Below are 17,724 nucleotides of genomic sequence, written 5' to 3'. Positions count from 1 at the left end.
TCTTGTTCACGGGGGTGAACTCGCCGGAGCGCCTCCCTGGCGCGCGTGTTTGACCTGCGTCACTCCCCGGGTAATCTCTACGCCCCGATTGGCCAGCCCCCTGCCCCATATGGCAGACTGTCCGAGTTGCTCGGTCGAGTGTTGATGCTGCGCGCCTCCCGTCGGGAGGACCGGAAGCGAGTCCCACGGTACTCGTCGTCCCAACTGTCTTAACGGCAGCGCTGGGACGGACGTACGGGAATCTTTCGGGAAGTGTCAGTGCGGCGCCGGCCAGGCACCCGGTGGGCTTCTTCGCCCTCGGCCTGCGGTTCCGGAAGGGCCGTGCTTTCCCAGTAGGGAAGTTCCGAACCTTGGGACTTCTGTGTCGGTGAGAGCGCGACACACCCGACCGCGTGGGTCGGAGGAATCGAAGAGTGAAGCGAGCAGAAGAGCTTGCCGGGGTGCAGAGCGTTACTAGAGACAGGACTACTGAGTAGCCATGGCGGGACAGAAGATCCGCATCCGGCTCAAGGCCTACGACCACGAGGTCATCGACAGCTCGGCGAAGAAGATCGTCGAGACGGTGACCCGCACTGGTGCGTCGGTCGCGGGCCCGGTGCCGCTGCCCACTGAGAAGAACGTGTACTGCGTCATCAAGTCGCCGCACAAGTACAAGGACTCTCGCGAGCACTTCGAGATGCGCACGCACAAGCGCCTGATCGACATCCTCGACCCCACCCCCAAGACCGTTGACTCTCTGATGCGACTCGACCTCCCGGCCGGTGTCGACATCGAGATCAAGCTCTAGGGGTCGGTGAGCTGAAGATGGCTAAGCAGATCAAGGGCATCCTGGGCGAGAAGCTCGGCATGACGCAGGTGTGGGACGAGAACAACCGTGTTGTTCCGGTCACCGTCGTCAAGGCCGGCCCCAACGTCGTGACCCAGGTCCGTACGAACGACAGTGACGGCTACGAGTCGGTCCAGATCGCCTTCGGCGAGATCGACCCGCGCAAGGTGAACAAGCCCCTCAAGGGCCACTTCGCCAAGGCCGACGTCACGCCCCGCCGCCACCTCGTCGAGATCCGTACCGCTGACGCCAGCGAGTACACCCTCGGCCAGGAGATCACCGCCGCGACCTTCGAGGCCGGCGTCAAGGTGGACGTGACCGGCAAGAGCAAGGGCAAGGGCTTCGCCGGTGTCATGAAGCGTCACAACTTCAAGGGCCTCGGCGCCGGACACGGTACCCAGCGCAAGCACCGCTCTCCCGGCTCCATCGGTGGCTGCGCCACCCCGGGTCGTGTGTTCAAGGGCCTCCGCATGGCGGGCCGTATGGGCAACGAGCGGGTCACCACCCAGAACCTGACCGTTCACGCCGTTGACGCGGAGAAGGGCCTGCTCCTCATCAAGGGCGCGGTTCCTGGTCCGAACGGCGGCCTCGTCCTGGTCCGCACCGCGGCCAAGGGGGCCTGAGGACTATGAGCACCATTGACATTCTGTCGCCCTCCGGCGACACCGCCGGGACCGTAGAGCTCCCGGCCGAGATCTTCGACGTAGAGAAGATCAGCATCCCGCTGCTTCACCAGGTCGTCGTCGCACAGCTGGCCGCCGCCCGTCAGGGCACGCACAAGGTCAAGCGTCGTGGCGAGGTCCGCGGTGGCGGCAAGAAGCCGTACCGCCAGAAGGGCACCGGCCGCGCCCGTCAGGGTTCGACCCGCGCCCCGCAGTTCGCCGGCGGTGGCGTCGTCCACGGCCCCACGCCGCGCGACTACTCGCAGCGGACCCCGAAGAAGATGAAGGCCGCGGCCCTGCGCCACGCCCTCACCGACCGGGCCCGCAACGCTCGCATCCACGTCATCACCGGCGTGATCGAGGGCGAGACCCCCTCCACCAAGGCCGCCAAGAGCTTCCTCGGCAAGGTCAGCGAGCGCAAGAACGTGCTCCTGGTCATCGAGCGCTCCGACGAGGCCGCGCTGCTTTCCGCGCGCAACCTGCCCCAGGTCCACATCCTGGAGCCGGGCCAGCTGAACACGTACGACGTTCTCGTCTCGGACGACGTGGTCTTCACCCAGGCCGCTTTCGAGTCCTTCGTGTCTGGCCCCCAGGCCGCTGACACCGAAGGGAGCGAAGCCTGATGGCTACGCGTCACCCGAGCATCGCCTCCAAGGCGGCCAAGGCCGCCAAGGCCGCGCGCGTCGCCAAGGCGAAGCGCCACGAGGCCGAAGGCAAGAACACCGTCGAGACGCCGATCAGCAAGTCGTTCACGGACCCCCGTGACGTGCTGCTGAAGCCGGTCGTCTCGGAGAAGAGCTACGCGCTCCTCGACGAGGGCAAGTACACCTTCATCGTCGCCCCGGGCGCCAACAAGACCCAGATCAAGCAGGCCGTCCAGGCGGTCTTCTCGGTCAAGGTCACCGGGGTCAACACGATCAACCGCCAGGGCAAGCGCAAGCGCACCAAGACCGGTTTCGGTCAGCGCGCGGGCTCCAAGCGCGCGATCGTGACCCTCGCTGAGGGCGACCGTATCGACATCTTCGGCGGTCCGGCCGCGTAAGCGGGTCGGATCGTCCGATATCGGACGAGGACTGAGAAATGGGAATCCGCAAGTACAAGCCGACTACGCCGGGCCGTCGTGGCTCCAGCGTCGCCGACTTCGTCGAGGTCACGCGGTCCACGCCGGAGAAGTCGCTGGTCCGCCCGCTGCACAGCAAGGGCGGCCGTAACAACGCCGGTCGTGTGACCGTTCGCCACCAGGGTGGCGGACACAAGCGCGCCTACCGAGTGATCGACTTCCGTCGTCACGACAAGGACGGCGTGCCGGCGAAGGTCGCGCACATCGAGTACGACCCCAACCGCACCGCGCGCATCGCGCTGCTGCACTACGCGGACGGCGAGAAGCGCTACATCCTCGCCCCGCGCAACCTGCAGCAGGGCGACCGCGTGGAGAACGGTCCCGGGGCCGACATCAAGCCGGGCAACAACCTGGCGCTCCGCAACATCCCGGTCGGTACCACGATCCACGCGATCGAGCTCCGTCCCGGTGGCGGCGCCAAGTTCGCCCGCTCCGCCGGTGCCTCCGTGCAGCTGCTGGCGAAGGAGGGCACCATGGCCCACCTTCGTATGCCCTCCGGTGAGATCCGCCTGGTCGACCAGCGCTGCCGCGCCACGGTCGGCGAGGTCGGCAACGCCGAGCAGAGCAACATCAACTGGGGCAAGGCCGGCCGCAAGCGCTGGCTGGGCGTCCGCCCGACCGTCCGCGGTGTGGCGATGAACCCGGTCGACCACCCGCACGGTGGTGGTGAGGGCAAGACCTCCGGTGGTCGCCACCCGGTCAGCCCGTGGGGTCAGAAGGAGGGTCGTACTCGTTCGCCGAAGAAGGCATCGAACAAGTACATCGTCCGCCGCCGCAAGACGAACAAGAAGCGCTAGGAGCGGGTTTAGATGCCGCGCAGTCTCAAGAAGGGGCCCTTCGTCGACGGACACCTCATCAAGAAGGTGGACGCCCAGAACGAAGCCGGTTCCAAGAACGTCATCAAGACCTGGTCCCGCCGCTCGATGATCGTCCCGGCCATGCTCGGCCACACGATCGCGGTGCACAACGGCAAGACCCACATCCCGGTGTTTGTCACCGAGTCGATGGTCGGCCACAAGCTCGGCGAGTTCTCGCCGACGCGCACCTTCCGGGGTCACGTCAAGGACGACCGGAAGTCGAAGCGCCGCTAGCGCGGGGTGAACGACCATGACAAACACTGAAGGGACAACCATGGAAGCCAGGGCCCAGGCGCGGTACATCCGCGTCACGCCCATGAAGGCCCGCCGCGTGGTGGACCTCATCCGTGGCATGGACGCCACGGAGGCTCAGGCGGTCCTGCGTTTCGCCCCGCAGGCCGCGAGCGTGCCGGTCGGCAAGGTGCTGGACAGCGCCATTGCCAACGCCGCGCACAACTACGACCACACCGACGCCGACAGCCTCTTCATTTCCGAGGCCTACGTCGACGAGGGCCCGACCCTGAAGCGGTTCCGTCCGCGTGCCCAGGGCCGCGCCTACCGGATCCGCAAGCGGACCAGCCACATCACCGTGGTCGTCAGCAGCAAGGAAGGAACCCGGTAATGGGCCAGAAGGTTAACCCGCACGGGTTCCGGCTCGGCATCACCACGGACTTCAAGTCCCGGTGGTACGCCGACAAGCTGTACAAGGACTACGTCAAGGAAGACGTCGCCATCCGTCGGATGATGACGTCCGGCATGGAGCGCGCCGGCATCTCGAAGGTGGAGATCGAGCGCACCCGTGACCGCGTGCGTGTGGACATCCACACCGCTCGCCCGGGCATCGTCATCGGCCGCCGCGGCGCCGAGGCCGACCGCATCCGCGGTGACCTGGAGAAGCTGACCGGCAAGCAGGTCCAGCTGAACATCCTCGAGGTCAAGAACCCGGAGACGGACGCTCAGCTGGTGGCCCAGGCCGTCGCCGAGCAGCTGTCCTCCCGCGTCTCCTTCCGCCGTGCCATGCGCAAGAGCATGCAGTCGGCGATGAAGGCCGGCGCCAAGGGCATCAAGATCCAGTGCGGTGGCCGCCTCGGCGGCGCCGAGATGTCCCGCTCGGAGTTCTACCGCGAGGGCCGTGTGCCCCTGCACACGCTCCGCGCGAACGTCGACTACGGCTTCTTCGAGGCCAAGACGACCTTCGGCCGTATCGGTGTGAAGGTCTGGATCTACAAGGGCGACGTCAAGAACATCGCCGAGGTCCGCGCCGAGAACGCCGCTGCCCGTGCGGGTAACCGCCCGGCTCGCGGTGGCGGCCCGGGCGGCGACCGCCCGGCCCGTGGCGGTGGCCGCGGTGGCGAGCGTGGCGGCCGCGGCCGCAAGCCGCAGCAGCAGTCCGCGCCGGCTGCCGAGGCCCCCAAGGCCGACGCTCCCGCCGCCGCTGCCGCTCCGGCTGAGAGCACCGGAACGGAGGCCTGACCGAAATGCTGATCCCCCGTAGGGTCAAGCACCGCAAGCAGCACCACCCCAAGCGTCGTGGTCAGGCCAAGGGCGGTACGCAGGTTTCGTTCGGCGAGTACGGCATTCAGGCCCTCACGCCGGCGTACGTGACGAACCGCCAGATCGAGGCCGCCCGTATCGCGATGACCCGCCACATCAAGCGTGGCGGCAAGGTCTGGATCAACATCTACCCGGACCGCCCGCTCACGAAGAAGCCTGCCGAGACCCGCATGGGTTCCGGTAAGGGTTCTCCCGAGTGGTGGATCGCGAACGTGCACCCGGGCCGGGTCATGTTCGAGCTGTCCTACCCCAACGAGAAGATCGCCCGTGAGGCCCTCACTCGTGCAGCGCACAAGCTGCCGATGAAGTGCCGGATCGTCAAGCGCGAGGCAGGTGAAGCGTGATGTCGGCCGGTACCAAGGCGTCCGAGCTGCGCGAACTGGGTGACGAGGAGCTTCTCAACAAGCTCCGCGAAGCCAAGGAAGAGCTGTTCAACCTCCGCTTCCAGGCGGCGACCGGTCAGCTCGAGAACCACGGTCGGCTCAAGGCCGTCCGGAAGGACATCGCGCGGATCTACACCCTGATGCGTGAGCGCGAGCTGGGCATCGAGACGGTGGAGAGCGCCTGATGAGCGAGAGCAACGTGACTGAAGAGCAGACCGCGAGCCGCGGCTTCCGCAAGACCCGTGAGGGTCTCGTCGTCAGCGACAAGATGGACAAGACCGTCGTCGTCGCCGTCGAGGACCGCGTGAAGCACGCGCTGTACGGCAAGGTCATCCGCCGTACGAACAAGCTCAAGGCCCACGACGAGCAGAACGCCGCAGGCGTCGGCGACCGCGTCCTCCTCATGGAGACGCGTCCGCTGTCCGCGACGAAGCGCTGGCGCATCGTCGAGATCCTCGAGAAGGCCAAGTAATTCCTGCGGGGTAATTCCGCAGGACAGTTCCGCCAGGCTCCAAGGGCCGTTCACTGAACGGCCCTTGGGGAACCGGCAGACGATCAGGAGATAGACGTGATCCAGCAGGAGTCGCGACTGCGCGTCGCCGACAACACTGGTGCGAAGGAAATCCTTTGCATCCGTGTGCTCGGTGGCTCCGGTCGCCGCTACGCGGGCATCGGTGACGTCATCGTCGCCACCGTCAAGGACGCGATCCCCGGTGGCAACGTGAAGAAGGGTGACGTCGTCAAGGCCGTCATCGTTCGCACCGTGAAGGAGCGCCGCCGTCCGGACGGCTCGTACATCCGCTTCGACGAGAACGCCGCCGTCATTCTGAAGAACGACGGCGACCCTCGCGGCACCCGCATCTTCGGCCCGGTCGGGCGCGAGCTGCGCGAGAAGAAGTTCATGAAGATCATCTCGCTGGCTCCGGAGGTGCTGTAAGCATGAAGATCAAGAAGGGTGACACGGTTCAGGTCATCACCGGCAAGGACAAGGGCAAGCAGGGCAAGGTCATTGCCGCTTACCCGCGCGACGAGCGCGTCCTGGTCGAGGGTGTGAACCGGGTCAAGAAGCACACCAAGGCCGGCCCCACCGCCAAGGGCTCGCAGGCCGGTGGCATCGTCACGACCGAGGCGCCGATCCACGTCTCCAACGTCCAGCTGGTCGTTGAGAAGGACGGCAACAAGGTCGTCACGCGTGTCGGCTACCGCTTCGACGACGAGGGCAACAAGGTTCGCGTTGCCAAGCGGACGGGTGAGGACATCTGATGACTACCACCACCACTCCGCGTCTCAAGACGAAGTACCGCGAGGAGATCGCGGGCAAGCTGCGTGAGGAGTTCTCCTACGAGAACGTCATGCAGATCCCCGGCCTCGTCAAGATCGTGGTGAACATGGGTGTCGGCGACGCCGCCCGTGACTCCAAGCTCATGGACGGTGCCGTCCGTGACCTGACCACGATCACCGGTCAGAAGCCGGCCATCACCAAGGCCCGCAAGTCCATCGCGCAGTTCAAGCTGCGCGAGGGTCAGCCGATCGGTGCCCACGTCACGCTCCGTGGCGACCGCATGTGGGAGTTCCTGGACCGCACCCTGTCGCTCGCGCTTCCGCGCATCCGCGACTTCCGTGGTCTGTCTCCCAAGCAGTTCGACGGTCGTGGCAACTACACCTTCGGTCTCACCGAGCAGGTCATGTTCCACGAGATCGACCAGGACAAGATCGACCGCGTCCGGGGTATGGACATCACCGTGGTGACCACGGCGACCAACGACGCCGAAGGCCGTGCCCTTCTCCGTCACCTCGGCTTCCCCTTCAAGGAGGCGTAAGCGAGATGGCGAAGAAGGCTCTGATTGCCAAGGCTGCTCGTAAGCCCAAGTTCGGAGTACGCGGCTACACGCGCTGCCAGCGCTGCGGCCGTCCGCACTCCGTGTACCGCAAGTTCGGCCTCTGCCGCGTGTGCCTTCGTGAGATGGCTCACCGTGGCGAGCTGCCGGGCGTGACCAAGAGCTCCTGGTAATCCCTGTAATCAGGGGTTCCCGAAGCTCTCGGTAAGTAAAGGGTTCGGTCAGGTGCCCACCTCTCCATGGCTTAGGCTAGGAGGGTTGGGCGCCTGACGCCCAAACGACTTACTACGCCGTAGGTCCACCGCACCGCACCCGCCTCGTCTCGGATCGAGGAGAGGGATGGGCACCTGGAAACCCCGGCGAGAGAGGCCGAAGGCCAATTCATGACCATGACTGATCCGATCGCAGACATGCTTACGCGTCTGCGGAACGCGAACTCGGCATACCACGACTCCGTGACGATGCCGGCGTCCAAGATCAAGTCTCACATCGCGGAGATCCTCCAGCAGGAGGGCTTCATCACGGGCTGGAAGGTCGAGGACGCCGAGGTCGGCAAGAACCTCGTCCTCGAGCTGAAGTTCGGCCCGAACCGTGAGCGCTCCATCGCGGGCATCAAGCGGATCTCCAAGCCCGGTCTCCGGGTTTACGCGAAGTCCACCTCCCTGCCCAAGGTGCTGGGTGGCCTCGGCGTGGCGATCATCTCCACGTCGCACGGTCTCCTCACCGACAAGCAGGCCGGCAAGAAGGGCGTAGGCGGAGAAGTTCTCGCCTACGTCTGGTAGCGGAAAGGAATCGGAAGAAGCTATGTCGCGTATTGGCAAGCTCCCCATCACGGTTCCCGCCGGCGTGGACGTCACCATCGACGGCCGTACGGTCTCGGTCAAGGGCCCCAAGGGCACCCTGACCCACACCGTCGCTTCGCCGATCGACATCGCCAAGGGTGAGGACGGCGTTCTCAACGTCACCCGCCCCAACGACGAGCGTCAGAACAAGGCCCTGCACGGCCTGTCCCGCACGCTGGTGGCGAACATGATCACCGGCGTGACCGAGGGTTACGTGAAGAAGCTCGAAATCAGTGGTGTCGGTTACCGCGTCGCGGCCAAGGGTTCCAACCTTGAGTTCGCGCTCGGCTACAGCCACTCGATCACGGTCGAGGCGCCCGAGGGCATCTCGTTCAAGGTCGAGAACCCGACCCACTTCTCGGTCGAGGGCATCGACAAGCAGAAGGTCGGCGAGGTTGCGGCCAACATCCGCAAGCTGCGCAAGCCCGACCCGTACAAGGCCAAGGGCGTCAAGTACGAGGGCGAAGTCATCCGGCGCAAGGTCGGAAAGGCGGGTAAGTAAGCCATGGCATACGGTACGAAGATCGCTAAGGGCGACGCTTACAAGCGTGCTGCCATCAAGCGTCGTCACATCCGCATCCGGAAGCACATTTCCGGTACGGCTGAGCGTCCGCGCCTGGTCGTGACCCGCTCCAACCGCCACATCGTGGCCCAGGTCATCGACGACATCAAGGGTCACACCCTGGCGTCGGCGTCGACCCTGGACACCTCGATCCGCGGCGGCGAGAGCGACAAGTCCGCGCAGGCCAAGTCGGTCGGCGCCCTGGTCGCCGAGCGCGCCAAGGCCGCCGGTGTCGAGGCTGTCGTATTCGACCGCGGTGGCAATCAGTACGCGGGGCGCATCGCCGCCCTGGCGGACGCCGCCCGCGAAGCCGGACTGAAGTTCTAGTCGCTTCCGTAGCTAGCGGAAAGAGAGAGGTAATCCAATGGCTGGACCCCAGCGCCGTGGAAGCGGTGCCGGTGGCGGCGAGCGGCGGGACCGGAAGGGCCGTGACGGCGGCGCTGCTGCCGCCGAGAAGACCGCGTACGTTGAGCGCGTAGTCGCGATCAACCGCGTCGCCAAGGTTGTCAAGGGTGGTCGTCGCTTCAGCTTCACCGCGCTCGTCGTGGTGGGCGACGGTGACGGCACCGTCGGTGTCGGTTACGGCAAGGCCAAGGAGGTGCCGGCCGCGATCGCCAAGGGTGTTGAAGAGGCCAAGAAGCACTTCTTCAAGGTCCCCCGTATCCAGGGCACCATCCCGCACCCGATCACGGGCGAGAAGGCCGCGGGCGTCGTCCTGCTCAAGCCTGCCTCCCCCGGTACCGGCGTTATCGCCGGTGGCCCGGTGCGAGCTGTCCTGGAGTGCGCCGGCGTGCACGACATCCTGTCGAAGTCGCTCGGCTCGTCCAACGCGATCAACATCGTGCACGCGACCGTGGCGGCCCTCAAGGGCCTGCAGCGTCCCGAGGAGATCGCGGCCCGCCGCGGTCTGCCCCTCGAGGACGTCGCCCCTGCGGCTCTCCTTCGTGCACGTGCCGGGGCGGGTGCGTAATGGCTCGCCTCAAGGTCACGCAGACGAAGTCGTACATCGGCAGCAAGCAGAACCACCGTGACACACTGCGGTCCCTTGGTCTCAAGGGGATCAACACCGTGGTCGTCAAGGAGGACCGCCCCGAGTTCCGCGGAATGGTGCACACCGTCCGCCACCTCGTGACGGTTGAGGAGGTCGACTGATCATGGCGGAGAACAACCCGCTCAAGATCCACAACCTCCGTCCCGCCCCGGGCGCCAAGACCGCCAAGACCCGTGTGGGTCGTGGTGAGGCGTCGAAGGGTAAGACGGCCGGTCGTGGAACCAAGGGTACGAAGGCCCGTTACCAGGTTCCGGAGCGCTTCGAGGGTGGCCAGATGCCCCTCCACATGCGTCTTCCGAAGCTCAAGGGCTTCCGCAACCCGTTCAAGACCGAGTACCAGGTCGTGAACCTCGACAAGCTGGCGTCCCTGTACCCGGAAGGTGGCGAGGTCACCGTAGAGGGTCTCGTCGCCAACGGTGCCGTTCGCAAGAACAGCCTCGTCAAGGTCCTCGGCCAGGGCGAGATCTCCGTGGCGCTGCAGGTGACGGTGGACGCCGTCTCCGGTTCCGCCAAGGAGAAGATCACCGCCGCTGGCGGTACCGTCACCGAGCTCGTCTGAGCGCGATGACATAAGCGATCCCGACCGGGGATACCCCATAACGGGGTATCCCCGGTTGGTCGTTCCACGGGGGCAGAGTCGCCGGTAAGGTGGCCTGCACTGTTCTTATTCGTCGAACCTCAAGACCGTCACCCTTGACGCACTGGCGCGGGGGTCGCAGGAGGCACCGTGCTCACCGCGTTCGCCCGGGCGTTCAGGACGCCCGACCTGCGCAAGAAGCTGCTCTTCACGCTGGGCATCATCGTGGTCTACCGGGTCGGTACCCACGTCCCGATCCCCGGCGTCAACTACACGGCCGTACAGCAGTGTGTGACCGAGGCCTCCGGCAACCAGGGCCTCTTCGGACTGGTCAACATGTTCTCCGGCGGTGCGCTGCTGCAGATCACGGTCTTCGCGCTCGGCATCATGCCGTACATCACGGCGAGCATCATTCTTCAGCTGCTGACCGTGGTGATCCCGCGTCTGGAGGCCCTCAAGAAGGAGGGCCAGGCCGGTACGGCGAAGATCACGCAGTACACGCGCTATCTGACCGTGGCGCTCGCCATCCTGCAGGGCACCGGCCTGGTGGCCACCGCCCGCAGCGGCGCCCTCTTCTCCGGCTGCACGGTCGCGACGAGCATCGTCCCGGACCGTGCCATCTTCACGACCATCACCATGGTCGTCACCATGACCGCCGGCACCGGCGTCGTGATGTGGCTCGGCGAGCTCATCACCGACCGCGGCATCGGCAACGGCATGTCGATCCTGATGTTCATCTCGATCGCGGCCACCTTCCCGTCCGCGCTGTGGGCCATCAAGAAGCAGGGCACGCTGGCCGACGGCTGGATCGAGTTCGGCACCGTCATCCTCGTCGGCCTCGTCATGGTCGGCCTGGTGGTCTTCGTCGAACAGGCCCAGCGCCGCATCCCCGTCCAGTACGCGAAGCGCATGATCGGCCGCCGTTCCTACGGCGGTACGTCGACCTACATCCCGCTGAAGGTCAATCAGGCGGGTGTGATTCCCGTCATCTTCGCGTCCTCGCTGCTCTACATCCCGGCTCTGGTCGCGCAGTTCTCCAGCGGAGACTCCGCCTGGAAGACCTGGGTGACACAGAACCTGACCAAGGGCGACCACCCGATCTACCTGGTCAGCTACTTCCTCCTCATCGTTTTCTTCGCGTTCTTCTACGTGGCGATCTCGTTCAACCCCGAGGAAGTCGCCGACAACATGAAGAAGTATGGTGGCTTCATCCCGGGCATCCGGGCTGGCCGGCCCACCGCTGAGTACCTGAGTTACGTACTCAACCGGATCACCTGGCCGGGTTCGCTGTATCTGGGTCTGATCGCTCTCGTACCGACGATGGCGTTGGTCGGTTTCAACGCAAGCGGCAACTTCCCGTTCGGCGGGACCAGCATCCTCATCATCGTGGGTGTCGGTCTCGAGACGGTGAAGCAGATCGAGAGCCAGCTCCAGCAGCGCAATTACGAAGGGTTCCTCCGCTGATGCGAATCGTCCTCGTCGGGCCGCCGGGTGCCGGTAAGGGAACGCAGGCTGTGCGACTGGCCAAGACGCTGCACATCCCGCACATCTCCACCGGCGATCTCTTCCGTGCCAACATCAGTCAGGCCACGGAACTCGGCAAACTGGCGAAGTCCTACATGGACGCGGGCAACCTGGTCCCGGACGAGGTCACCATCGCGATGGCCAAGGACCGCATGGAGCAGCCGGACGCTGTCAACGGCTTTCTCCTGGACGGTTTTCCGCGCAATGTGTCGCAGGCCGAGGCGCTGGACGAACTGCTGAAGACCGAGGGCATCAAGCTGGACGCGGTGCTGGACCTGGAGGTCTCCGAGGAAGAGGTGGTCAAGCGCATCGCCGGCCGCCGCATCTGCCGGAAGGACTCCAGCCACGTCTTCCACGTGACGTACAGCCCGCCCAAGCAGGACGGTGTCTGTGACACCTGCGGCGGCGAGCTGTACCAGCGCGACGACGACTCCGAGGACACGGTCCGCACCCGGCTGGAGGTCTACCACACGCAGACCGAGCCGATCATCGACTACTACAAGGCCCAGGGCCTGGTGGTCACGATCTCCTCGCTCGGCCCGGTGGACGAGATCACCCAGCGCGCGCTGGACGCGCTGAAGCGCGACGACGACAAGTAGTCGCCCGGCAGAACCGGCCGCGGTGCCCCCAGGGGCGTCGCGGCCGTACTGTTGTGTACAGCCATATCCCATGTGACGCGGAAGACGGAGAGCGCAGGCCCCCATGGTGCAGATCAAGACCCCCGAGCAGATCGTCAAGATGCGCGAGGCGGGGCTGGTCGTCGCCGCGATCCACGCGGCAACGCGTGAAGCGGCCGTACCCGGCGCGAGCACGAAGGATCTGGACGAGGTCGCCCGCAAGGTCCTCGCCGACCACAACGCGAAGCCCAACTTCCTCGGCTACGGCGGCTTCCCGGCCACCATCTGCACCTCGGTGAACGAGGTCGTCGTCCACGGCATCCCGTCCGACGAGGTGGTGCTGAAGGACGGCGACATCATCTCCATCGACTGCGGCGCGATCATCGACGGCTGGCACGGCGACGCGGCGTACACCGCGTTCGTCGGCTCCGGCCACGCCCCGGAACTCATCGAGCTCTCCCGGGTGACCGAGGAGTCGATGTGGGCCGGCATCGCCGCGATGAAGCTGGGCAACCGGCTCGTCGACATCTCCCGCGCCATCGAGACGTACATCCGCCGCCAGCCGAAGCCGGGCGGCGGCAAGTACGGGATCGTCGAGGACTACGGCGGTCACGGCATCGGCACCGAGATGCACATGGACCCGCATCTGCTGAACTACGTGGAGAAGCGGCGGGGCAAGGGGCCGAAGCTGATTCCCGGGTTCTGCCTGGCGATCGAGCCGATGGTGTCGCTCGGTACGCCGAAGACCGAGGTGCTGTCCGACGACTGGACGGTGATCACGACCGACGGGACGTGGTCGTCGCACTGGGAGCACTCGGTTGCCCTGACCGAGGAGGGGCCGCTGGTACTGACGGCTCCCGACGGGGGTAAGGCGAAGCTGGCTGAGCACGGGATCACGGCTGCGCCGGATCCCGTTGCGTAGTTTCGGCCGCGGGCCCGGTGGGGGTTGGTCGCGCAGTTCCCCGCGCCCCTTCAGGGCGCTTCTCTCAGGGCGCTGCAGAGCCCCGCGTGCTTAATGATCTCTGGACCGGGGCATCCTCCATCGATTCGTCTTTCCGAGGGCCCTGACGTAGACTGACTCGTCGGCTCTCGTGCACCCGCATGTCCGCATGCACCCCGCAAGGGGAACGCACTGAGTCGATCAAGGTAGTCGATTCGAAGGGCGAAGCGTGGCCAAGAAGCAAGGTGCCATCGAGATCGAGGGCACTGTCGTCGAGTCTCTTCCGAACGCCATGTTCAAGGTCGAGCTCCAGAACGGCCACCAGGTCCTGGCACACATCAGCGGCAAGATGCGTATGCACTACATCCGTATCCTCCCTGACGACCGGGTCGTGGTGGAGCTGTCTCCGTACGACCTCACGCGTGGCCGGATCGTCTACCGCTACAAGTAGATCTTGCCCAGGTTCCGCGCGAGCGGTGCCGAAAGCAACTGACCCGGAGAACCTCACCAATGAAGGTCAAGCCGAGCGTCAAGAAGATCTGCGACAAGTGCAGGGTGATCCGCCGTCACGGTCGGGTCATGGTCATCTGCGAGAACCCGCGCCACAAGCAGCGCCAGGGCTGACGCACGACCTTCCCTCTGCATCTTTTCGCAGAGTTTCGCGCGACGCGAGCAGTACATGTTCATACGCAGGACCCGGGCGTAGTAGGCGCCCGACACCCCCGGCTCGGAGGCTGGGGACCCACGCCGTACCAAATCTTCGACAGAAGAGGCCGGCGGCTGGGATCCGGTTCTGCGGAAGACCTCCGAAGATCAACTGGAGCCATTGAATGGCACGCGTTTCCGGTGTCGACATCCCGCGCGAAAAGCGCGTGGAGGTCGCCCTCACCTACGTGTTCGGCATTGGTCGGACCCTTTCCCAGCTGACGCTGGCCGAGACCGGCATCGACCCCAACACCCGCGTTCGCGACCTCTCGGAAGAGCAGCTCGTCGCGATTCGTGAGTACGTCGACGCCAACATCAAGACCGAGGGTGACCTCCGTCGCGAGATCCAGGCCGACATCCGCCGCAAGGTGGAGATCGGCTGCTACCAGGGTCTCCGTCACCGTCGTGGTCTGCCCGTTCGCGGTCAGCGCACCAGCACGAACGCTCGTACCCGCAAGGGTCCGCGTCGCGCCATCGCCGGCAAGAAGAAGCCGGGCAAGAAGTAGTCCACAGCGGACAACGCTTCACCAGCGGTCTTCGCTGTAGGACCGACCACCTCCCCGTAGGAGTAATAGATGCCCCCCAAGGGTCGTCAGGGCGCTGCCAAGAAGGTGCGCCGCAAGGAAAAGAAGAACGTCGCTCACGGCCACGCGCACATCAAGAGCACGTTCAACAACACGATCGTCTCGATCACGGACCCCTCGGGCAACGTGATCTCCTGGGCCTCCGCCGGCCACGTCGGCTTCAAGGGCTCGCGCAAGTCCACCCCGTTCGCCGCGCAGATGGCCGCCGAGTCGGCTGCCCGTCGCGCGCAGGAGCACGGCATGCGCAAGGTCGACGTCTTCGTGAAGGGCCCGGGCTCCGGTCGCGAGACCGCGATCCGCTCCCTCCAGGCCACCGGTCTTGAGGTCGGCTCCATCCAGGACGTCACCCCCACCCCGCACAACGGCTGCCGTCCGCCGAAGCGCCGCCGCGTCTGACGCACGGTTGTCTTGAGGATGCGGGCGGTACGGCACTTCGGTGCCGTATCGCCCGTACCCTTGTAGGAACAGCAGGACATCAAATAGTGGGTGTCCATGACTGAAGGAATCACCTCATGCTGATCGCTCAGCGTCCGTCTCTGACCGAAGAGGTCGTTGACGAGTTCCGTTCGCGGTTCGTGATCGAGCCGCTGGAGCCCGGCTTCGGCTACACCCTCGGCAACTCCCTCCGTCGTACGCTCCTCTCCTCGATCCCCGGAGCCGCTGTCACCAGCATCCGGATCGACGGCGTTCTGCACGAGTTCACCACCGTGCCGGGCGTCAAGGAGGACGTCACCGACCTGATCCTCAACATCAAGCAGCTGGTCGTGAGCAGTGAGCACGACGAGCCGGTCGTGATGTACCTGCGCAAGCAGGGTCCGGGTCTGGTCACCGCCGCCGACATCGCGCCCCCGGCCGGTGTCGAGGTGCACAACCCCGACCTCGTCCTCGCCACGCTCAACGGCAAGGGCAAGCTGGAGATGGAGCTGACGGTCGAGCGTGGCCGCGGCTACGTCTCCGCCGTGCAGAACAAGCAGGTGGGTCAGGAGATCGGCCGTATCCCGGTCGACTCGATCTACTCGCCGGTGCTGAAGGTCACATACAAGGTCGAGGCGACGCGTGTCGAGCAGCGCACCGACTTCGACAAGCTGATCGTCGACGTCGAGACCAAGCAGGCGATGCGTCCCCGTGACGCGATGGCGTCGGCCGGCAAGACCCTGGTGGAGCTGTTCGGTCTCGCCCGCGAGCTGAACATCGACGCCGAGGGCATCGACATGGGCCCGTCCCCGACGGACGCCGCCCTGGCCGCCGACCTCGCCCTGCCGATCGAGGAGCTGGAACTCACCGTCCGCTCCTACAACTGCCTCAAGCGCGAGGGCATCCACTCCGTGGGTGAGCTCGTGGCTCGTTCCGAGGCCGACCTCCTGGACATCCGCAACTTCGGTGCGAAGTCCATCGACGAGGTCAAGGCGAAGCTGGCCGGCATGGGCCTGGCGCTGAAGGACAGCCCGCCCGGATTCGACCCGACGGCCGCTGCCGACGCCTTCGGCGCCGACGACGACGTGGACGCGGGTTTTGTGGAGACCGAGCAGTACTGATCGGTTGTTGCCGGTGAGCGTCCGCTCACCGGGTCCTGACCCCGGTACCTCATACGGCCGGGGCAGATACCAAGGAGAAAGAAATGCCGAAGCCCACCAAGGGTGCCCGTCTGGGCGGCAGCGCCGCGCATGAGAAGCTGCTCATCGCGAACCTCGCGAAGAGCCTCTTCGAGCACGGCCGTATCACCACCACCGAGGCGAAGGCCCGCAAGCTGCGGCCCTACGCCGAGCGTCTGGTCACCAAGGCGAAGAAGGGCGACCTTCACAACCGCCGTCAGGTGCTCCAGGTGATCACGGACAAGAGCGTCGTCCACACGCTCTTCACCGAGATCGGCCCGCGCTACGAGAACCGTCCCGGTGGCTACACCCGTATCACCAAGATCGGTAACCGTCGTGGCGACAACGCGCCCATGGCTGTCATCGAGCTCGTCGAGGCGCTGACTGTCGCACAGGCCGCGACGGGTGAGGCCGAGGCGGCGACGAAGCGTGCCGCGAAGGACGCCGAGGCTGTTGTCGAGGCTCCGGTTGAGGACGCGAAGCCGGCTGAGGTTGAGGCCGACGAAGAGGCCAAGGACGCGTAACGCCGTTTTTGGCTGACCCGCCGTCGTGGCTGGTCGCGCAGTTCCCCGCGCCCCTGAAGGGGCGCTCCAGTGGGCCCGCTCCTTTTGGAGCGGGCCCGCTTTTGTGTAGGTGAAAGGATCTCGGTGTGAGTGATGACGTAGCGGCCGGGTTTGTTCGTGTGCGGCTGGACCTCTCCTACGACGGGACCGCGTTCTCCGGGTGGGCCAAACAGGCCGGGGGGCGGCGGACCGTGCAGGGGGAGGTCGAGGACGCGTTGCGGACCGTGACTCGGTCGGGGGCTGCGGCGTACGACCTGACTGTTGCCGGGCGGACCGATGCCGGGGTGCATGCGCGGGGGCAGGTGGCGCATGTCGATCTGCCGGTGGAGGTGTGGGCCGAGCACCGGGAGAAGCTGCTCAAGCGGCTCGCGGGGCGGCTGCCGAAGGACGTGCGGGTGTGGGGGGTCGCGGAGGCTCCCGAGGGCTTCAACGCGCGGTTCGCGGCGCTGTGGCGGCGCTATGTGTACCGCGTTGGGGACCGGCCGGGGGGAGTGGACCCCCTGCTGCGGAACCATGTGCTGTGGCACGACTGGGAGTTGGACGTCGACGTGATGGATGCCGCCGCCAAGTCCCTTGTGGGGGAACATGACTTCGCCGCTTATGCGAAGAAGCGTGAAGGGGCGACGACGATCCGGGAGATCCTCGACTTCGGGGTGCGGCGGCGGGGCGACGGTGTCGTCGAGATCGAGGTCCGGGCCGATGCCTTCTGCCACAACCAAGTGCGGTCCATGGTGGGGGCGTTGCTGTTCGTCGGCGACGGGCACCGGGGTGCGGACTGGCCGCGGAAGGTGCTGGACGCGGGGGTGCGGGACAGTGCCGTGCATGTCGTACGGCCGCACGGGCTGACGCTGGAGGAGGTCGCGTACCCGGCGGACGAGCTGCTGGCGGAGCGGCAGCTGCAGGCCCGCCGGGTACGGGGGTCGTGAA

Annotated in this window: 31 protein-coding genes; all 31 read left to right on the top strand. The window is 65.9% G+C overall.

The genetic code is table 11. The features are described from left to right. Positions 1-478 precede the first annotated feature (478 nt). The 31 genes from rpsJ (at position 479) to truA (ending at position 17,723) form a co-directional block, all read left to right on the top strand. The gene (rpsJ, locus tag ACWDEW_RS37780) at positions 479-787 is read left to right on the top strand and encodes a 30S ribosomal protein S10 (protein WP_003948644.1); all 309 of its coding nucleotides are present in this window, start codon (positions 479-481) and stop codon (positions 785-787) included. Between the two features lie 17 nt (positions 788-804). Then, positions 805-1,449 (top strand): 50S ribosomal protein L3, encoded by a 645-nt coding sequence (gene rplC, locus ACWDEW_RS37775; protein ID WP_019072287.1) that lies wholly within the window; start codon positions 805-807, stop codon positions 1,447-1,449. A gap of 5 nt (positions 1,450-1,454) precedes the next feature. Then, positions 1,455-2,111 carry a 50S ribosomal protein L4 gene (rplD, locus tag ACWDEW_RS37770; RefSeq protein WP_037747970.1) on the top strand — a complete coding sequence of 219 codons (657 nt, stop codon included), beginning with the start codon at positions 1,455-1,457 and terminating at the stop codon, positions 2,109-2,111. Beyond that, on the top strand, positions 2,111-2,530 hold the full coding sequence (gene rplW, locus ACWDEW_RS37765; protein WP_033280018.1) for a 50S ribosomal protein L23: 420 nt from the start codon (positions 2,111-2,113) through the stop codon (positions 2,528-2,530). The genes rplD and rplW overlap by 1 nt, the downstream gene beginning before the upstream one ends. 38 nt (positions 2,531-2,568) lie before the next feature. Further along, on the top strand, positions 2,569-3,405 hold the full coding sequence (gene rplB, locus ACWDEW_RS37760) for a 50S ribosomal protein L2 (RefSeq protein WP_007384068.1): 837 nt from the start codon (positions 2,569-2,571) through the stop codon (positions 3,403-3,405). A gap of 12 nt (positions 3,406-3,417) precedes the next feature. Next, the gene (rpsS, locus tag ACWDEW_RS37755) at positions 3,418-3,699 is read left to right on the top strand and encodes a 30S ribosomal protein S19 (RefSeq protein ID WP_019072284.1); all 282 of its coding nucleotides are present in this window, start codon (positions 3,418-3,420) and stop codon (positions 3,697-3,699) included. A 40-nt stretch (positions 3,700-3,739) separates the two neighbouring features. Beyond that, positions 3,740-4,087, top strand: coding sequence for a 50S ribosomal protein L22 (gene rplV / locus ACWDEW_RS37750; RefSeq protein WP_003974262.1), 348 nt, complete (start codon positions 3,740-3,742; stop codon positions 4,085-4,087). Continuing rightward, positions 4,087-4,938: a 30S ribosomal protein S3 gene (gene rpsC, locus ACWDEW_RS37745; protein WP_093627312.1), complete on the top strand. Its 852-nt coding sequence runs from the start codon at positions 4,087-4,089 to the stop codon at positions 4,936-4,938. Before rplV ends, rpsC begins: the two co-directional genes overlap by 1 nt. A gap of 5 nt (positions 4,939-4,943) precedes the next feature. Beyond that, entirely contained in the window at positions 4,944-5,363 is a 420-nt protein-coding gene (gene rplP / locus ACWDEW_RS37740) for a 50S ribosomal protein L16 (protein WP_010986348.1), read from the top strand. Then, the gene (rpmC, locus tag ACWDEW_RS37735; RefSeq protein ID WP_005481220.1) at positions 5,363-5,587 is read left to right on the top strand and encodes a 50S ribosomal protein L29; all 225 of its coding nucleotides are present in this window, start codon (positions 5,363-5,365) and stop codon (positions 5,585-5,587) included. Before rplP ends, rpmC begins: the two co-directional genes overlap by 1 nt. Then, positions 5,587-5,874, top strand: a complete 288-nt coding sequence (gene rpsQ / locus ACWDEW_RS37730; RefSeq protein ID WP_019072282.1) for a 30S ribosomal protein S17 — start codon at positions 5,587-5,589, stop codon at positions 5,872-5,874. Before rpmC ends, rpsQ begins: the two co-directional genes overlap by 1 nt. A 96-nt stretch (positions 5,875-5,970) precedes the next feature. Further along, positions 5,971-6,339 (top strand): 50S ribosomal protein L14, encoded by a 369-nt coding sequence (gene rplN / locus ACWDEW_RS37725; protein ID WP_003998823.1) that lies wholly within the window; start codon positions 5,971-5,973, stop codon positions 6,337-6,339. Positions 6,340-6,341: 2 nt separating this feature from the next. Next, positions 6,342-6,665 carry a 50S ribosomal protein L24 gene (gene rplX, locus ACWDEW_RS37720; RefSeq protein WP_019072281.1) on the top strand — a complete coding sequence of 108 codons (324 nt, stop codon included), beginning with the start codon at positions 6,342-6,344 and terminating at the stop codon, positions 6,663-6,665. After that, positions 6,665-7,222, top strand: a complete 558-nt coding sequence (gene rplE / locus ACWDEW_RS37715; RefSeq protein WP_019072280.1) for a 50S ribosomal protein L5 — start codon at positions 6,665-6,667, stop codon at positions 7,220-7,222. The genes rplX and rplE overlap by 1 nt, the downstream gene beginning before the upstream one ends. 5 nt (positions 7,223-7,227) lie before the next feature. After that, a complete protein-coding gene (locus ACWDEW_RS37710) occupies positions 7,228-7,413 on the top strand; it encodes a type Z 30S ribosomal protein S14 (RefSeq protein ID WP_003948630.1) in 186 nt (61 codons plus the stop codon). 210 nt (positions 7,414-7,623) lie between these two features. Continuing rightward, complete coding sequence (gene rpsH, locus ACWDEW_RS37705) at positions 7,624-8,022, top strand: 30S ribosomal protein S8 (RefSeq protein ID WP_013001411.1); 399 nt, start codon at positions 7,624-7,626, stop codon at positions 8,020-8,022. Positions 8,023-8,044: 22 nt separating this feature from the next. Next, positions 8,045-8,584 carry a 50S ribosomal protein L6 gene (rplF, locus tag ACWDEW_RS37700; protein WP_019072279.1) on the top strand — a complete coding sequence of 180 codons (540 nt, stop codon included), beginning with the start codon at positions 8,045-8,047 and terminating at the stop codon, positions 8,582-8,584. A gap of 3 nt (positions 8,585-8,587) precedes the next feature. Next, a complete protein-coding gene (gene rplR, locus ACWDEW_RS37695) occupies positions 8,588-8,971 on the top strand; it encodes a 50S ribosomal protein L18 (protein WP_019055526.1) in 384 nt (127 codons plus the stop codon). 37 nt (positions 8,972-9,008) lie between these two features. Continuing rightward, positions 9,009-9,614: a 30S ribosomal protein S5 gene (rpsE, locus tag ACWDEW_RS37690; RefSeq protein WP_006376045.1), complete on the top strand. Its 606-nt coding sequence runs from the start codon at positions 9,009-9,011 to the stop codon at positions 9,612-9,614. Next, the gene (gene rpmD / locus ACWDEW_RS37685; RefSeq protein WP_006376032.1) at positions 9,614-9,796 is read left to right on the top strand and encodes a 50S ribosomal protein L30; all 183 of its coding nucleotides are present in this window, start codon (positions 9,614-9,616) and stop codon (positions 9,794-9,796) included. The genes rpsE and rpmD overlap by 1 nt, the downstream gene beginning before the upstream one ends. Before the next feature lie 2 nt (positions 9,797-9,798). Next, complete coding sequence (gene rplO, locus ACWDEW_RS37680; RefSeq protein WP_043676833.1) at positions 9,799-10,254, top strand: 50S ribosomal protein L15; 456 nt, start codon at positions 9,799-9,801, stop codon at positions 10,252-10,254. A 168-nt stretch (positions 10,255-10,422) separates the two neighbouring features. After that, on the top strand, positions 10,423-11,736 hold the full coding sequence (gene secY / locus ACWDEW_RS37675; RefSeq protein WP_019072277.1) for a preprotein translocase subunit SecY: 1,314 nt from the start codon (positions 10,423-10,425) through the stop codon (positions 11,734-11,736). Then, on the top strand, positions 11,736-12,395 hold the full coding sequence (locus ACWDEW_RS37670; RefSeq protein WP_026179094.1) for an adenylate kinase: 660 nt from the start codon (positions 11,736-11,738) through the stop codon (positions 12,393-12,395). The genes secY and ACWDEW_RS37670 overlap by 1 nt, the downstream gene beginning before the upstream one ends. Positions 12,396-12,498: 103 nt before the next feature. Continuing rightward, positions 12,499-13,335, top strand: coding sequence for a type I methionyl aminopeptidase (map, locus tag ACWDEW_RS37665; protein ID WP_450519148.1), 837 nt, complete (start codon positions 12,499-12,501; stop codon positions 13,333-13,335). A 247-nt stretch (positions 13,336-13,582) separates the two neighbouring features. After that, the gene (gene infA, locus ACWDEW_RS37660; RefSeq protein WP_003948620.1) at positions 13,583-13,804 is read left to right on the top strand and encodes a translation initiation factor IF-1; all 222 of its coding nucleotides are present in this window, start codon (positions 13,583-13,585) and stop codon (positions 13,802-13,804) included. Positions 13,805-13,863: 59 nt separating this feature from the next. After that, a complete protein-coding gene (gene rpmJ, locus ACWDEW_RS37655) occupies positions 13,864-13,977 on the top strand; it encodes a 50S ribosomal protein L36 (protein WP_003998809.1) in 114 nt (37 codons plus the stop codon). A gap of 206 nt (positions 13,978-14,183) precedes the next feature. Further along, a complete protein-coding gene (gene rpsM / locus ACWDEW_RS37650) occupies positions 14,184-14,564 on the top strand; it encodes a 30S ribosomal protein S13 (RefSeq protein ID WP_019055531.1) in 381 nt (126 codons plus the stop codon). 69 nt (positions 14,565-14,633) lie between these two features. Beyond that, positions 14,634-15,038: a 30S ribosomal protein S11 gene (gene rpsK / locus ACWDEW_RS37645; RefSeq protein WP_003956432.1), complete on the top strand. Its 405-nt coding sequence runs from the start codon at positions 14,634-14,636 to the stop codon at positions 15,036-15,038. 116 nt (positions 15,039-15,154) lie between these two features. Then, entirely contained in the window at positions 15,155-16,177 is a 1,023-nt protein-coding gene (locus ACWDEW_RS37640; protein ID WP_019055532.1) for a DNA-directed RNA polymerase subunit alpha, read from the top strand. Positions 16,178-16,260: 83 nt separating this feature from the next. Then, positions 16,261-16,758, top strand: coding sequence for a 50S ribosomal protein L17 (gene rplQ, locus ACWDEW_RS37635; protein ID WP_450519146.1), 498 nt, complete (start codon positions 16,261-16,263; stop codon positions 16,756-16,758). Between the two features lie 125 nt (positions 16,759-16,883). Further along, positions 16,884-17,723, top strand: a complete 840-nt coding sequence (gene truA / locus ACWDEW_RS37630; protein ID WP_450519144.1) for a tRNA pseudouridine(38-40) synthase TruA — start codon at positions 16,884-16,886, stop codon at positions 17,721-17,723. Position 17,724: the final 1 nt, after the last annotated feature.

The organism is Streptomyces sp. NPDC001100 (genome assembly GCF_053598575.1).
This window is presented reverse-complemented; position numbering and strand designations above follow the sequence as displayed.